Raw genomic sequence first — 18,291 nt, forward strand, 5'->3', positions numbered from 1 at the left:
TATGCCAGATGAATTGCAAAAAATGTAGTTCAGCTGTAAACAGCGCTCTTTTTATAGCTAAATTTTTCTATAAGCTATTGATTTGTAGTTAATTGATTTGCGTGACAGCGACCAGTACCTTATCGAAATGTTTAAAAGAGGTGCTTTTATTGATCAGTGTCATTTGTTGCTGGGCCTGATTATATTGTTTGTCGAAGCGAACCTGCGAATACATTTTACTAAGTAGTCTGAACCCTGTCAGCAGTAATAATTTGAGATCCATCTTCTGAGAGATCTCAATAGCCGCTTCCGCTGTACGGATGGCCCTGTTTAATTCCTTTTCCTTAAAATATACTTCCGCCAGGATCATTTTTTGTAATACTTCAATATGGCGTCCGTTGGTGAAGTCGAAAGAATATGTTTTTACCAGCTTGTCAGTGTGCTGGCATATTTTGTTCGCCAGGACCAGGTTGTTAAGTCCAAGATGGGCCAGCGCCTGCCAGCATAATAGTGACAGCCGTAGCGAATTGGTTCGTTGATATACAAGTGCGGGGAAGCATTCAAATATCCGCTTTGTATAATTTAACATATGTGTATTATCATTCAGCAGGGCGAAGGCCATGCCGGTCATCCGGAATACCATCTCCTGCGCAACGGTGGGTGCATGCCTGGTACTGCCGGTTAAATAACGGGGGTAGTTATAGATCTTGTCTTTTATGCTCTCATTGATAATCCCGAATTTCAGGTACTCATATACAAAGAGGTACAGATCATAGGGAGATACCCATACTTCATCATCGATCGTTTCCCGGGAAATAAGCTTTTTGATATTGCTCAGTTCCAATTCACATTGTTCTGCATCCAGCTGTAATAAGGACATCGAGAAAAGGATACTGCGGATCTTCAGTTTATCATCAGGCATTTCTGACAGATCGAGGAGGGCGTTGAGCACCTTCTTTTTCCCGAAATGGAGGAAATTATCATTAATGAAACGGCTCAAAGGGTTTTTACGGAAATACCCCTGAGGGAATATTGTACTTAGTAAGACTGGCTTTTCGCCTTCATGTTGATAGTGTACGGCGAGGTATTCCAGCAGGTAGGATTTTTCCATTGTACTCAACTGCAGGTAGAAGATCTTATGGATCGCCTCCGGTTGCTCGTTGTTGATAGCATAGCGCAGTAGCCATTTAAATATACCGACCCTGTAGGAGGAAGATGGCAGCTGTTTGGCGATCTTTTGCAGCATATGTTCATCAATCTGGTCATTGGACTGTTTGATATAATGCATAGCTGAAAAATACTCCAGCAGGAACTGATGTGCGAAGCGCACTTTAACGATGAACATTACCTCCTGGCTAAGGTTCTCTTCGACCAGTATATTATCTGCCAGTAGTTCTTTATATGCCGGGAAAAGGTCTGCATTTTTATTTAGCAGCAGGTTTTTGTCTGTATGGTGTCCGGCTTTACCAAGATCGAGCAGCCATAACATTTTCTCGATGATCCTGACCTTAAAGGTATTGGTAGGTGAGTTGAACACTTTGATCTGCACAAACTTTGAGATCATCTCAAAGAGACTGAGATGTTCGCTGATAAAACTCTGTCCCTGACCTGTATTCAGTTGACAAAATAGCTGCAGGTAATAAGGGTAGCGTAATTTCTGCAGGAAGCCTTCGCTAAAGGTACGTACGGTAGCAGGGTCGATACGGTGATTATACAATACCGATTTAACCTCCTGTTCTGTAAGAGAAGGGAGGTTAATACTGGTCTCTTCATCCATTTCAGGCCCCAGATACCAGTATCTCCTGAATGCAGGATACTGAAGTGAGTGCTGGAAAATGTCTGACCAGGTGCTGCTGCGTATGGAAAGGATCACTTTTACCCAGGGGAACAGGTCGTTCGAGTACACGAATTCCTCTAACTTGGTATACAGCAGCTTCAGTTTGTCTCCCGCGATGGTGATCTCGTCAAACCCGTCTATTATTAAGATTAACCTTCCCCGTATCTTATCAAAATGGGAGGCAAAATACTCTCTGAAATTTTCTCCTGCACCCAGATTGAGCTGATTATCCAGCCAGGTGGCCAGTGAGAAACCCCGTAACAGAAGGCTGCCGGCCGCATGGGCATGAATGAACCAGCAGATATCCTTTTTAAACTTGGCGTCTTTGCTGAACCAGAAATGTTCTGCCATATGCACCAGGGTAACCGATTTACCCCAGCCTGAAGGCGCTATTAGTGCAGTTGCCGCATAGTCACTTTCCAGGAAACGTTCAATGTGGGCAAAGCAGGAAGGACGGGGAACGGTCAGGGCAAAGGGTATGCCTGATCTGTTCTTTAAAGTAAGTATGGTATAATGTGAGATGGTAACGGCCTTGTTTTTTAACTCCAGCCACTTGCTGTCGTTCAGTTCATTACCGTCTGTCTGGACATAATGCTGGGCCTGAAAATCATCCCAGTCCCGGTAGTTGCAATATTGGGCCAGCGTATTGAGGGTATAGCGCGAAAAACTGTGCTTGGTGGTAGCAAAACCAAATACCCTTTTAAGGGTAGTTTCACTGACCGCCTTTGTAGTTTCATCCCTTATGAGATCAGAAAGTCGCTTGCAATCACTGGGTGTGATAGTATCGGCGCCAAACTTACGGGATACCTCATTCTGTAATGTTATGATAAAGTCATAGGAGAGATCTATCATACGGGGACAAGAAAAATGGATTTTGAGTAAATGGATTCGTTGGTTATTCTGAAGTAAACTTACGTATCCATTTTCAATCCAGATTTGTTCACATAGAAAATGGTTGGAATGAACAAAATAGATTAAAATGAACAATATGTACTAAATGTTGATTATTAGCGCAACTACATGGTTGTTATAGCTTTTCAGCCGACCGGATTCTTTTTTGGAAGAAACTGTCAAATAATAAAACTGTCTTATTTGATTAGTGTTGCTAACTGATTCAGGATGAATGAAATGATTAGCACTCCGAATTAAATAATAATGAGTACCCAGATAATTTTTTCTTAGAAAAACCGTTTTGAGATAAAATCTCCATTCCTACCCTCCAGGCACATCTTTTTATAACATATTTCTCAAACTTCATATGGTGTGAATGAAATGAACGCCCGATTTACGTGTAATGAACGAAATGAACAGCCTCTTCTATACTGAATAAAAAGACCTTCTCTTAAACCAGCTTATCAGCCTATTTTCGCCCCCGTTGTTTTTCAAGTTTCAATATTTCCTCAACATAAGGACCCTTTGGGTGTATTTAGCTATTTAAACATGGTGACTCCCTATCCTTATTCCCTGAGCTTCATAGCCGCTGCCCCTAAAGAGTAAAAACGAACCGTGGTACAATATGCTTTTTCGCATCTGAAAAATATACGCTTTATAGCCCGAACCAATTGAATACTAATATTATGTATTTTAAAGCTACCCTGAAAAGCCCCATGAGAGCTTTTATGCTTATTCTTTTTTATCTCGTCTGGTTGGTTGGGTTACCCTTGGGTAAAACTTCCGCAAAGGAACTACCCCTAGCGAATCCCGTGTTGACAAACAACGCGACAACCTGGTTGGATAACTATCTCTTCCATCATCCTCATTCCCCCTTATTGAGCAATGCCTGGCGAACTAATGGCAATTATTTTGCCGATGGCCCCCTATGGAGCCATGCCGGTAGCCAGTCCTTCGTTACATTTGGCGTGGCCTGCGGCCTATGCCGTGTGGATGATGGCGCTAATGCTATTGATGCAAATCTGAATACCGCGGCAACGCTGGTTCTGCCTGTCGGCGCCGTGGGTGGTGTAGGACTCAAACTTAAATTTTCAGGCGCCTACCAGGCTGGGGATCAGGTGGCGCTTGACCTCGAAATCCCTGATCAGTTCTATTCCAAACAGCTGCTTTCGGCACTCTCGGTAAGCACTTTTAACGGAGGTGTATCCAACAATGACATGATCGCACTGAATAGTGAGGCTGTCAGAATAAGTGTACTGGGAGCCGGACTAGGAAGTACTCCAAAGTTCAGGGTGATCGTTCCCGTTGCACATGATTTCGATGAGGTGCAGATCAGTCTTTCTGCCCTGCTCGCGGAGTTTGGCTCCTTACGTGTGTATGAAGCAACTGCTTTCATACCTGTAATAGTTAATCCTGCAGCTCCCACTGTTAATTCAGGAGGAACGGTTACATTCTCGCCCGCTATCAGGATCCCGGGGGCAACCTTTAACTGGTATACCACTCCCGAAGGTGGGTCGTCTCTATTGAATGCCGCCGGATTTACAACACCTCCTTTAAAACGCACCACTACTTATTATGTAGCAGCTACCAACCCGGCAGACGGACTTGTAAGTCCTGTGCGTACCCCTGTTACTGTCAGGGTAAGTGGTGGCGCTGGACCAATATGGACATTTGCTGATCAGGAGGAAAGTCCTGTGACTGCCGGTATAGCCTGCGCATTGTGCAATGTGAGTAACCCCGGCAGAGCAATTGACGGGGACACCACTACTGCTTCAACGCTCTCATTGCCTGTGGGCGCTTTGACTTCCGTGGGACAGTTACTTAGGTTTCCGGGCGACTACAAAGCAGGAGACCGGATTATAATGGACCTGGAGATACCAGGTCAGCTGCTTTCCGCAGCCGCATTAGCCGCCATACAGGTACAGACCTTTAATAATGATATTGCCAATAATGATATTACAAATCTGGGCGCAGGCAACATTCGTGTGGATGCCTTGGGATTAGGCATAGGTGGAAAGTCTAAATTCCGTGTGACAATTCCTGCAACTAAAGATTTTGATGCTGCCGAGGTAAGTTTGACTTCTGCATTTGCTGCTTTCGGTACACTCAATGTATATGAAGCTGCGGCAGCCATCCCTGTTACCGTTACTCCTGCTGCTCCATTGATCACAGCCGGCAGTAACGTAACATTAACTGCTACAACAGATGCACGTGTGTCAGCTCCTGTTTACAGATGGTATACAACGCCAGGAGGAGGAACACCTGTAGCCATTGGCAGTGACTTCCCGACTCCTTTGCTGAGCCGTACCACTACATATTATGCAGAAGCATATAGCCCGGCAGATAACCTGAGCAGCTATACACGCACACCTGTTACTGTAAGAGTGGCCGGTGGGCCCGGTACTATCTGGAGCTATGGTCAGGAACAGCAAGGTCCTATCACCAGTGGTATTGCCTGTGCCGCATGTTCAGTAACTACTCCCGATCTGGCTGTAGACGGAGACACAACTACTTCCTCGATACTCACGGTGCCATTAGGTGTTTCCGGTTCTGTAGGTCAATTGGTAAAACTACCGGGTGTATATCAGGCGGGAGACAGTATTGTACTATTCCTGGATGCCCCTACTGAAGATCTTGTAGCGGTAGTGCTGCCAAGAGTGAGAGTGACGACACATAATAATAGTATTGCTGGTCCGGCGGTATCCAACAATGACGGCGTAAATCTCGATGCAGCTGTTGTAAAACTACAGCTGTTGGGAGTAGGGTTGAATGGCACCCGGAAGTTCCGTGTAAGTATTCCCGCCACTAAAACATTTGATGGTGTACAGGTTGATTTCGGAGGCCTGATAGGTGTATCTGGTTCCATTAAACTGTATGAGGTAGCCGCAATGATCCCCGTAACCGTATTGCCGCAGCCTGCTAAAACTGCTTATAATACTCCGGTTACTTTAACGCCCTCCATCCGAATCTCAAATCCGGTATTCAACTGGTATACTACTCCACAGGGAGGAACGCCTGTGTTTACCGGGGCCGGAGCTTTTACGACCCCTTCTCTTATCCGTAATACTACCTACTATGTAGAGGCAAAAGATCCTGCCGGCACAACAAGCCTGGTAAGGACCGCAGTACCTGTAACCATCGGTGGCGGTACCGGCCCGCTATGGACATATGGTACAGGTCAGCAGGCGCCTATTATGAGTGGTGTGGCATGTGCCCTGTGTAACGTACAGAATCCGGCATTTGCTTCAGATGGAGATACTACTACTGCATCCCATTTATCACTACCATTAGGTATTGCCGCTACTTTGGGACAAAAGATCACTTTCCCGGGCACATACCACACTGGTGACAGTATTATTCTCATCCTGGGTTCCGAAGCTGATATCCTGGCAGATGCAGCTTTACTGGGAAGTATCGGGGTAACCACTTCCCTGAATAACGTAAGCAATAACGACAAGCAGCTATTAAATAGTTCCCCGCTGGATTTTGATCTTCTCCAGGGAGTAAATGGTATCAAAAGGGTCAGAGTAGCCATACCTGTATCGCATACCTTCGATGCTGCGCAGATAGATATGAGCAGCCTTCTTGGAGCAAATAGTTCTTTATATATCTATGAGGCTATAGCAATGACGCCGGTGACGGTTGCGCCGAGTCCGGCTACTATTACTGCAGGACAAGCCGCCACACTCAATGCTACATTGCCTACCATACCCGGTGCTATCTTCAATTGGTATGAAACGCCGGAAGAAGGTTCGCCAATACATACCGGCAGCAGTTTTGTAACGCCTCCGTTATTCCAGCATAAAACTTATTACGTAGAAGCCATTTCTCCTGCCGATGGTCTGATCAGCATCAGGAGAACAGCGGTAGATGTGAATGTGAACGGCGCCAGTGGTAACGGACAGTTAAGTTGCAGTGGTTCTCAGACCCAGAACAGCGGCACAGGAGGATTGGCCTGTTTACTATGTAGTGTAGATAATCCGGGCCTGGCAGTGGACAATGACCCCGCAACCGCATCCAATGTGCGCCTGGGAGTAGCCGCAGCAGGATATGTTTACCAGGACCTGGTATTCCCGATTGCAGGTAAAGCCGGAGACACTGTACGTCTGGGGCTTGGTACCACTTCAGGATTGCTTGACCTTGACCTGATTGCAAATATCGGCGTAGGTCTCGGAAATGGAGCAAGAGCAGCAGATGCCGACATGGGTAGCCTCCAGAGCGATCTGCTAACAGTACGTTTGCTGAATGGGGTGCAGCGGAGTACCTATGCTTTCGTTGCAAATAAAACTTTTGACAGGGTAGAGATCCGTTTGAATGCTCTGGTGGGAGCCATTACCATACTGAACGTATACTATGCGCAGGTGGTTACTCCTGTTGCACAGGTGGCCGCCGGAACTATATTCACCTGCAGCGGAAGTCCTGCTGTGCTGAGCGCCGTTGGTCCTGCAGGTTATACCCTGCGTTGGTACAAATCTTACACTGGTGGTGCTCCGCTTGGTTATGGCGCATCATTCACTACACCAGCCATTACAAAAGATACTACCTATTTCGTAGAAGCTGCTGGCGCTGACAGTTGTGGCAGTGAAAGACGCACACCTGTGCAGGTAAAAACAGGCTTGCCGGGAGTGGTGGTGACGCCATCTTCCACTTCTGTAGCAGAAGGCACTACGCCTACATTTAATGTTGTTGCCCCTAATCCGGGTTACATTTATAACTGGTACAATGTACCAACGGGTGGAACCCCCGTATTTGTTGGTACACAGTTCACCGCTCCTCCGGTAACAGCGAATGCGACCTATTACGCAGAAGCAGTATTGCAGGGCAATGCCAGCTGCAAAAGCCTGCGTACGCCGGTGGCTGTTACACTTAATGGTGATGGAGGCCCGGTTACTCCCGGTGATATTGACTGTGGGGGCGCAACCAGTCAACAGACCGCTGCAAGTGGTATCTGTATAGGTTGTTTTGTAGAGAAACAGGATTCAGCAGTTGACAACAGCACGCAAACGGCATCTGTTCTGCATACCGTACTGGGTGTGAGCGCCAGCATACAGCAATCCCTTATCTTCCCTGCTGCAGGTGTAAAAGGGGACAGTGTACGCATTAAGCTGGGGCTCCCTACCGGTATTGCCGACCTGGGCCTGTTAAGTGGCATCCAGATCTCTTCTTCCAATAATAGCACTTCCAATAATGATCAGGTAACCCTTAGCCCGGGAATGCTGAATCTCCAACTGTTGAATGGCAACAGGGATCTGATCTACTCTTTTGCACCCGGTGCTGCATTTGACAGGGTTAATGTCAAACTGAGTGGTCTTGCCACAGCACTCACGACATTGAAAGTCTATTCAGCCCAGATCTTTGCAGGTACGCCTACGGTGGAAAAAGATACCGTTTACATCTGTCAGGGTAGCACCGCTACACTCAGGGCAACAGGGCCTGGCACTTCCTTCCGCTGGTACAATCAGCCTGTTGGAGGTACCGTGCTTGCTTCAGGTGCAACGTATCAGGTAAGTGATGTGACTAATGCTATCTACTATGTAGAAGCGCTTTCTTCTACAGGTTGTGTGAATCCTGTAAGGAAAGCAGTATATGTGATCGTTGGTTTACCACAACCACTGGTAACACCGGCAGTGAGCACGATCAATGCTGGCCAGACAGCTACTTTCACCGTCAATAATCCAAATCCGGCATATCAGTATAACTGGTACAATGCACCGGCCGGTGGCACCCTGTTACAGGCTAATGCTACCAGCTTCACGACTCCAGCCTTGTCTGCTGCTGCAGTTTATTATGTAGAAGTAAAAGATCCGGTAAACAATTGTACCAGCCCGACGCGTACTGTGGTGCGGGTAGATATTAATATGCCTGCTGAGCCGACGCCATGTAGTTATGCTACACAACAGGTAAGCCCCGTTATTGCAGGTATCTGCCTGTTATGTTCTGTGGCCGATCCGGCGCTGGCAGTAGACCAGAATGCAAATTCAGCGTCTACCATTACTTCTACCCTGAGTGCGGTAGGATATGTAGGTCAGTTATTACAATTTAACAACACCTACCCTGCGGGCGACAGCATTACACTCGACCTGGAAGTTCCCGGTCAGGTAATAGATGCAGCATTACTGGGTGGTGTAAAACTGGAAACCTACAATGGAAATACGCCTAATGGGGACGCTATATTCCTGAATAATTCGACAGTGCATGTGATGCTGCTGAACACCGGTAATAAGTTCCGTGTAAGACTACCGGTTGCCAGGACCTTCAATGGCGTATTGGTGAGCATCAATGGTGTGATAGCGGCACTGACCCGCGTGAAGGTATACTTTGCGGCTGTGGTGACACCCAGACCGCAGGTAGCTGCGCCAACGGTGAATGTGTGCAGTGGCGGCACCGCTACATTAATTGCGACATCTTCTAATGGTGCAGATCTGGCCTGGTATACCACCGCCGTTGGTGGTACACCGCTGCCAGGGAATGGCACTCATACAACTTCTGCGCTGACAGCTTCCGCTACTTATTATGTGGAGGCCAGCCGCTTTGGCTGTGCTAATCCTGTCAGGATACCGGTAAGGGTAAATGTTGGTACGACACCGGCAGCACCTACAGCTACCGGAAGAAGTATCTGCTCCGGCAATCCTGCTATGCTGCTGGCAACAGCCCCGGCGGGAGCTACGTTCCGCTGGTATTCCGCAGCTACAGGTGGCACGCTACTGGCATCCACCGCTAACTACACTACTAATGTCCTGAATGCGGATACTGCTTTCTATGTGGAAGCAGATAATAATGGTTGTAAGAGCGCTGCCAGGACAAGAGTGCCGGTAATTGTAAGCCCGGCTCCAACTAATCTCAGCGTGACCCCGTCAGCTACATCTGTGATCAGTGGCCAGGGCGCCATCTTTACAGCAAATGCAACGGGTACAAATGTGATCTATAAATGGTACAACATGTCTGGTGATTCTATCTTCACCGGAGCCGTATTTAACACAGGTCTGTTAACTGCTACCAGCACCTTCTCCGTAGAGGCGGTGAATGCCGCTGGTTGTAAGAACGGCCCGAGAGTATCAGTAACTGCCACCGTGGTACCAGGTAGCAATGACATTCCTTGTGATGCGGCTACCAGCCAGGAAAACGTTGCCAATGGTATCTGTGTGGGTTGTTATGTGGAAAATCCGAACCTGGCGGTTGACAACAGCACACTTTCCAAATCTACACTGCATGTGGTGCTTGGACTGTTGAACGGCTATGTACAGCAGTCGCTGATCTTCCCGCAGATCAGTGAGCCAGGTGATAGCTCCGTAATCGCGCTTTCTTTCGACAATACGCTGGCGGATGTCGGCCTGCTGTCAGCCATAGAGATAGGATCATACAATGGAGCTGTTTCCAATAATGACTTCATTGCGCTGAATAACCCGGTTATTAAATTGACCTTACTGGGAGGTAATAAGCAGGCGCTGGCAGGCTTTAAACCTAAAGGGCTGTTTGACAGACTCGTAATACGCCTCAGATCAGGCGCCGCTTCTGCCCTGAGTGCTGTGAATGTACATTTCGCAAGCCGTCTGGTAGGACTGCCGGTAGTGAAAGGAGATACAGTGTGCACTGGTAATCGTGCTACACTGACGGCAAGTGGTCCTGCAAATGTTTCCTTCCGCTGGTATACAGCCGCAACAGGTGGTACCGCCATTTCTACCGGCACAAGTTACCAGACACCTGCACTGACAGCCAATACTACTTACTATGTAGAGGCAGTTAAATCAAGCCTGAGTTGTCCGAACCTCCAGCGTGTAGCGGTAACTGCAATTGTGGATCCTGTACCGGCTATACCTGCGCTGGATACTACCGCATTGTCTATCTGTAGCGGCAGTGCTGCCACCTTTAATGTGAAACCGGTAGCCGGCGTGATCTATCGCTGGTACACTGCTCCGGCAGGTGGCACATTACTGTTCACAGGTACTTCTTACAAAACACCTAATCTGACTGCTACCACAGCCTATTATATTGAAGCATCTAATGTTACGGGTTGTGCTAATACAACCCGTAAAATGGTGACAGTTAATATCGTTGGCAGACCGGATGCTCCGGCGGTGAGTAGCGGTAATGTCACTATCTGTGCAAACAATAGCGCACAGCTGGCAGCTACCTCTACTACTCCGGGTGTAGTGTTCCGCTGGTACACAACAGCTGCTGGTGGTACACCGGTATTTGAAGGCGCTTCGTTCCAGACGCCCGTATTGACAGCTTCAACCACTTATTATGTTGAAGCGGCTGCAGGTGCTTGCGCAAGTGCGTTAAGAACATCGGTAGCTGTTACTGTCAATCCGGTGCCTGCTGCTCCGACTGTAACAACAGTACCTGTAGATGGGGAAGTGGTGTCTGGCCAGTCGGCAATACTGACTGCAAGTTCCACAACTCCGGGAGTGGTATATAATTGGTATACAGTTGCTACCGGCGGTAGCCCTGTGTTTACGGGAGCTATATTTACAACTCCTGCCCTGACCAGCGGTATCACTTATTATGTTGAAGCGGTTGCAGGTGCAGGCGCTTGTCCAAGCCCACGTACTGCTGTACCATTAACGGTGACTGTAACGCCGAATACCGCCTGTGATTTTGCGAATACACAATTAAACAGTACTACGGCTATCTGTGCGCTTTGCGCTGTAGTAGATGCACAGAATACAACTGATGCTGATATCAATAACTATTCAATACTCTCAGTACCACTGGCTGCCGGTGGAGGCAGTGTACAGCAAAGCCTCATTTTCCCGGGAGTGGCAGCTGCAGGCGATAGTGTGCGTATTGTGATGGAACTGCCGGCTCAGTTGATAGATGCAAGTTTGCTGGGCTCACTGGAGGTATCCAGCTTTAATGGAGCGGCTGCCAATAATGATGCCCTGCTGTTGAATAGTAATAACGTTAGCATCAGGTTAGTGAGCGGCAGCGAGAAATTCACCGTAGCCTTTGCTCCGGGTGCAGCTTATGACCGTGTGCAGGTACGTTTGAGAGGAGGTGTGATAGCTGCGCTGGTGAAAGCAAATATCTATTATGCAACAAGACAGGTCTCAGCTCCGGTAGTAGCTGCGCGTAATGTTACTATCTGCAGCGGCAACACCGCTACCCTGACAGCAACATCCAGTCCGGCGGCTAAACTGGAATGGTACGATGCTCCTGTTGGCGGACAGAAAGTTTTCGAAGGCGCATCCTTCATCACACCGGCGCTGACGGCTACAAAAACATATTATGTACAAAGTGTGCGTACCAGCAATGATTGCGCTAATCCAAACAGGGTATCTGTAACGGTAAGCGTGGTGCCAGGACTGGTAGCGCCAACTGTAACTAATGCTGCGATCTGTGCAGGCCAGCAGGCTACCCTGACGGCTAGTGTAACAGGCCAGAATATACAGACCCGCTGGTATAGCGCACCGACAGGTGGTTCGCTGTTATTCACAGGTACTACTTATGTTACCAATGCGCTGAATGCAGATACTGCATTCTATGTAGAAACAGGTAATGGTGCCTGCAGCTTGTCTGCAAGGGTGAAAGCAACTGTAACGGTAGGAGGCGCTGCACCAGCCCCTGTGCTGGATGCGCAGAATGTAAACATCTGTGCGGCCAGTGCAGCTACCTTTAATGTAACATCAGCTACCGCTGGTATTACCTACAAATGGTATACAACTTTGACAGGAGGAACACCGGTTGATACAGGTGCAACATTCACCACTCCTGTACTTTCCGCTACCGCAGTGTACTACGTAGAGGCAAGTAGTAATAGTTCAGCATGTGGCCAGGCCAGTGCAAGAGTGGCTGCAACTGCTACAGTCGCTGCAAGACCAGCTGTTCCGACACTGGTAAGTGATAATGTGGAAATATGTGCCGGTCAGAACGCCCTGCTGTTTATACAAAATCCGCAGAATGGTATAAGCTACCAGTTCTATACTGCACCAACAGGCGGTACACTGGCATCCACCGGACCTGTGTTTGTGGTAACTGGTATTACCGGCGATGTGACCTTCTATGTACAGGCGGTAAACAGCAGTGGTTGTGTTAATGCAGGTGCCCGAGTGCCTGTTGCTATCAAGGTATTGCCGGCTCCTGCAACGCCAGCGGTATCTGCGCCTGCTGCCACAGTATGTCCGGGATCGACGGTGACCCTTTCTGTGAAGAATCCAAATGCTGCACTCACCTATCGCTGGTACACCACTGCAACAGGTGGTACACCTGTAGACTCAGGCAGCAGCTTTACAACACCTGCTATCAATGCGGCTACCAATTACTATGTAGAAGCTGGTAATGGCAATTGCAGCAGCCCTGCAAGAACACGGGTAACTGTGAGCGTTTCTACAGCTCCTCCGGTTCCCGTACTTGAATCCAACAATGTAAGCACCTGTACTGGTGGTACCGCTACCCTGCGTGTAATTTCCAATACAAATGGTGTGACTTATAACTGGTATACAGTTGCTACCGGTGGTACGCAGGTCTTCAGCGGTCCTGAGTTCGTCACCCCGGCCCTGAATAATAGCACTGTGTACTATGTAGAAGCCGTAAGCACTAACAACCAGTGTACCGGTACCAGTTCGAGAGTGACGGTTGCAGTAACAGTAGGTGTATCTCCGGATGTACCGGTGCTGACTGCTGCCAGTGTAAAGGTATGCGCAGGCCAGGATGTAACCCTTTCTGTACAGAACCCACAGGCAGGAGTTGCTTACCAATGGTTTAATGCAGCTACCGGCGGTACGCTTGTCTTCACCGGCAGCAACTTTACTGTAACAGCAGTGAATGCAAATGTCAGCTACTATGTGCAGGCCGCTTCAGGCACTACCTGTGTAAGCGCCAGCCGTGCAGCGGCAAGTATAACCGTCGATGCAGCAGCGCCAACACCGGATGTTGTTGCAGCAAATGTGATCACCTGCGTGGGTGGTACGGCAACATTCAATGTGCTCAACCCTGATGCAGCACTGACCTATCGCTGGTATGATGCTCCGGCTAATGGCACGCTGCTGGCTGCCGGTCCTGAATACACAACGGCAGCATTGAACAACAATACTACTTTCTATGTAGAAGCGCTGAATGGTTCCGGTTGTAGCAGCCAGGCAAGGAAGGGCGCAACTGCAACAGTGGTGAATACTATTGATGCGCCATTGGCAGATGGTACAACCATTTGTGCGGGTAACGCTGCAGTGCTTAACGTGAAAGGTCCGCTGGCTGGTATCAGTTACAAATGGTATACAGCTGCAACGGGTGGTACTCCTGTCTTCACAGGTGCAGCCTTTACCACAGACCAGCTGAGCGCAAATACAACTTACTATGTAGAAGCTGCTACAGGTGGTTGTGTAAGCCAGAGCCGTACTATCGTACCGGTGACAGTGAATACTACACCAACATCTCCGGCAGTAACCAATGCAGCAATGACGGTATGTCCGGGTGAATTTGCTACGCTGAGCGTGCAGCATCCAAATGCAGCACTGACCTACCGTTGGTATAACAGCCCAACAGGTGGTACACTGGTAGCAACAGGTAGTTCTGTTATGACTCCGGCTATCACGGCGAACATCACTTACTATGTAGAGGCACTGAATACTTCCGGTTGTGCAAGCATTGCCCGCACTCCTGTAAGTATAACGCTGGGCGCTTCGGCTAACAATGCGACCGTGTCCGGTAATGTAGACCTCTGTCCAGGTAGTATGGCAACACTCACCGCTGCATCAACAACCGCAAATGCAAGCTTCCGCTGGTATGCGACAGCTACAGGTGGTTCGCCGATAGCGATAGGTGCTACATTCATCACACCTGCCCTCAACCAGAGTACGACCTACTATGTAGAAGCGGTAAGCGCAGGTGGTTGCAGCAGTGCTTCCAAAACAGCTGTACAGGTAAATATCCTTTCGCCACTGGCTTCACCGGTTGTAACGGTATCGCTGACATCACCGACACAGGTAACTTTTGAGTGGACCGCAGTGCCGGGTGCAACAGCCTACCAGGTAACATTGGATAACGGCGTTACTTATGTGGTTCCAAGTTCCGGAGCTGAAGGGCTGTCCCATATTGTTTCCGGTTTAGCGCCTGCGCAGACAGTAACTATCCGCGTAAGGGCTGTAGGTATCGCAGATTGTGAAACAAGTGCACTCTCTACCGCAGTAACAGGTACAACAGACAATCCGCAGGGCAACAACATCTTTGTGCCGAACGTGTTCACGCCGAACGGAGATGGATTTAATGATGTGCATTATGTATATGGAAATACTATAGTCAACGTAGTAATGCGATACTACAACCAGTTTGGTCAGCAGATATATGAAACCAAAGATCAGCGTAACGGATGGGATGGTACTATGGGTGGACGTCAGCAACCTGTGGGTGTATACATCTATGTGCTCCGTGCTACGCTTCAGGATGGTTCCGTAGTGACTAAGAAAGGAACTGTTACTATCGTCCGCTAATCGGGTTAGAAAAGGTATAAACAGGGCCGGGATGGCATATCATCCCGGCCATTACAAAAAAGTTAAAAATCTTCTTATGAAGAATAGAAACATACGCTTTGTTGTCTGGATAGTATTGGTCACTTTACTGCCTGCATGGGCAAAAGCACAGGTGGATCCTCACTTCTCACAGTACTACGCTTATCCTATGTGGTTGAACCCTGCATTGACAGGTATCGTTGATGGCGACTACCGCGTCAGCGCCAACTATCGAAACCAATGGGTGAACATTGGTAAACCGTTTTCCACTACCGGTGTTTCTTTTGACGCTGCCGGACCAAATAATATTGGTGTCGGTGCGAATATCATCAACATGTCTGCGGGAGATGCCGGCTACAATTATCTCAATGCAATGGCCAGCTTTTCTTACCGTGGTGTGCGCTTTGGAGAAACAGGTACCAGCCAGCTGGTGTTTGGTCTCCAGGCAGGTATGATCAACCGTAAGATAGATCCGGCCAAGTGGCAGCTTGGTAGCCAGTATGACCCGGTGATGGGCTTTGATCCTTCGAAACCAAGTGGTGAAAGCATCAACACAACTTCTTCCAATGTATTTGACGCTGCCGCAGGTGTGATGTTCTTTGACAGCAATCCCAATCATCAGTTCAATCCTTTCGGCGGTTTTTCTGCAGGCCACCTTACGCGGCCGACGGATCCGTTTTTAACGGGTGAGGACAGGCGCCTGCCGGTAAGATACCTGGCACATGGTGGTACACGTGTTAAATTGAATGAGATCTTCAGTATTACGCCTCATGGATTATACATGCGTCAGGGAAATGCACATGAAACCGTGGTGGGTGTATATGGACAGGCTTACCTGAATGAAGAATTTGACTTCCTGCTGGGAGCCAATTATCGTATCAACGATTCTGCCATCCCATTTGCCGGTTTTCATTTCAAAAGCTTTGTACTCGGGCTCAGTTATGATGTGAACACCTCCAATCTCAGACGATTGGTCAATGGCAGTAATAGTTTTGAGCTATCCTTATCCTTCATAAGCCGGAAAAAGAGAGTCTACTCAGAAGAGAACTTCTTTTGCCCGCGCTTGTAAAAACAAAACCAACACGGATGAAACAACATGTACGCTATTGGCTGGCTATCGCATTATTATGGATTGTTAGCACCTCGAAGGCCCAGTATGTATACGACTATAAGAGGACCGGTGATATTTACTTCGAGGCAAAGGACTACTATTCTGCAGCACAGTATTACAATAAAGCCCTTGGTACTTTTAAAATAAAACTCGGACAGATCCTGCCTTATACTGTTGAATTGCGGGGTAAAGAGTCCGGGAAGATCAAAGACTATGAAACGGTGATCTACCGCCTGGCGGAATCTTACCGGAACTATTACGACTATGGTAATGCGGAAAAATATTATGAGCAGGCAGTGGGTTTCAACAATAACACGCTCTTTCCGCTTGCCCGCTTCTGGTATGGTGTGAGCCTGCGTGCAAATGGCAAGTACAGTGCTGCATTGGAGCAGTTCACAAAATTCAGGCAGGAGTATAACAAAATAGACGAGTTCAGTACACGCACAAACCTGGAGATCGCCTGCTGTGACTTTGCGATCACTGAGGAGAGTCGCCTGCCTGCATATACGATTGGTAAATTGTCGGGCGATATAAATGCCGGAGGTGCAAACTATGCGCCCGCTATGCTGGGAAAAGAGTTGCTGTTATATACATCTTCACGTCCTGACAGCAGTGAGCTCGAGAAAGAAAAGAAATCCAAAAAAGCCAATCCATACATCAACAACCTGTTCGTTGCCCATGGAAAGGGAGCTGAATTTCATAATAGTCAGCCGGTCAGCATTCCTGAAGCCAAAGGAGTAGACCAGGGAGCAGCAACGGTTAGTCCTGATGGGAATACGCTTTACCTGACACGCTGGACCACCAAAAATGGGGTAAAAGCAGCTACCATTTACACAAGTGCCCGGAGGTCCGGTAAATGGGATGAGCCAACGCCATTGGGGCCAAACGTCAACGTGGTAGGCTATAGCGCTATGCAGCCATTCGTGACGGTAGATGGAAAGTTCCTGCTGTTTGCTTCCAACAGGCCGGGTGGCATGGGCAAAAATGACCTGTGGTACTGCCCGCTCGACAAAGGTGTTGCAGGCCCTGCCAAGAACATGGGTACCAATATTAATACCCGTGATGAGGAGCAGGCGCCTTTCTATGACAATGAAAAAAAAGCGCTGATATTCAGTACCGACGGAAGAATCGGACTGGGAGGACTGGATTTCTTCCTGACTGAAGGAGATTTCAGCAGTTGGGCAACTCCAAGGAACCTGGGCATTCCCCTGAATTCTCCGAAAGATGATGTTTACTATTCACCGGCCGATAATGAGCATCCACTGGCTGCCGGATACATCAGTTCGGACAGGGAGTCAGTTTGCTGTCTGGAAGTGTTTGCGATAAAAAAGATCTCCAAAACAATCAATGGACTGGTGCTGGATTGTGAAAATGATATGCCGCTTACCGGCGCAAAGATCACACTGCTGGACACCATCCAGCAGCGTGTATTGCAGCAGGTTATATTGGATGAGACCGGACGTTACCAGTTTGAAGTGGAACCCTTGAAACACTACAAGATCATGGCAGAAAAGGAGAACTATTTCTCCAAGGCCATTTATGCAAATACAGATGGGTTAACAAAAATTGACTCTTTGTTAAATCCAAATACCTGTCTCAAACGTTATGAAATAGGAAAGCCCATTATCCTGAAGGATATTTATTATGACTTCAATAAGGCAACCTTACGTTTGCAGTCACTGGTAGTGCTCGATACTGTGGTATCTATCATGCGGGATAACCCTAACATCATCATTGAGATGAGTGCACATACGGATAGTAAGGGTAAAGATGCATACAACATGAAGCTGTCTCAGAGAAGGGCACAGTCCTGTGTGGATTACCTGATAAGCAAGGGTATCTCCAGCGATCGTATGATCGCTAAAGGATATGGTGAGACAAGGCCTATAGCACCCAACGAAATGCCGAATGGAAAGGATAATCCGGACGGCAGACAGTTGAACAGAAGAACAGAATTTAAAGTGTTGCGCGTAACCCAGTTAGGAGACTAATGGGAACAGCAACCTTTTTATAAAGCCGGTTTCCTGACC

The 18,291-nt window shown here is 48.0% G+C and carries 4 protein-coding genes; 3 read left to right on the plus strand and 1 reads right to left on the minus strand.

The window, feature by feature from the left end:
* Positions 1-88 precede the first annotated feature (88 nt).
* Entirely contained in the window at positions 89-2,668 is a 2,580-nt protein-coding gene (locus tag F3I09_RS06735; protein ID WP_149694274.1) for a hypothetical protein, read from the minus strand.
* 851 nt (positions 2,669-3,519) lie between these two features.
* Between F3I09_RS06735 and F3I09_RS06740 the strand changes: the two genes are divergently transcribed.
* The 3 genes from F3I09_RS06740 to F3I09_RS06750 all read left to right on the plus strand — a co-directional run bounded on the left by F3I09_RS06740 (position 3,520) and on the right by F3I09_RS06750 (position 18,252).
* A complete protein-coding gene (locus F3I09_RS06740) occupies positions 3,520-15,132 on the plus strand; it encodes a gliding motility-associated C-terminal domain-containing protein (protein WP_149694275.1) in 11,613 nt (3,870 codons plus the stop codon).
* A gap of 76 nt (positions 15,133-15,208) precedes the next feature.
* Positions 15,209-16,219, plus strand: a complete 1,011-nt coding sequence (locus F3I09_RS06745; RefSeq protein ID WP_149694276.1) for a PorP/SprF family type IX secretion system membrane protein — start codon at positions 15,209-15,211, stop codon at positions 16,217-16,219.
* Between the two features lie 17 nt (positions 16,220-16,236).
* Positions 16,237-18,252, plus strand: coding sequence for an OmpA family protein (locus tag F3I09_RS06750; protein WP_149694277.1), 2,016 nt, complete (start codon positions 16,237-16,239; stop codon positions 18,250-18,252).
* The last annotated feature ends 39 nt before the right edge of the window (positions 18,253-18,291 follow it).

This window comes from Chitinophaga sp. CF418 (assembly GCF_900142925.1).
Classification (GTDB): Bacteria; Bacteroidota; Bacteroidia; order Chitinophagales; family Chitinophagaceae; genus Chitinophaga.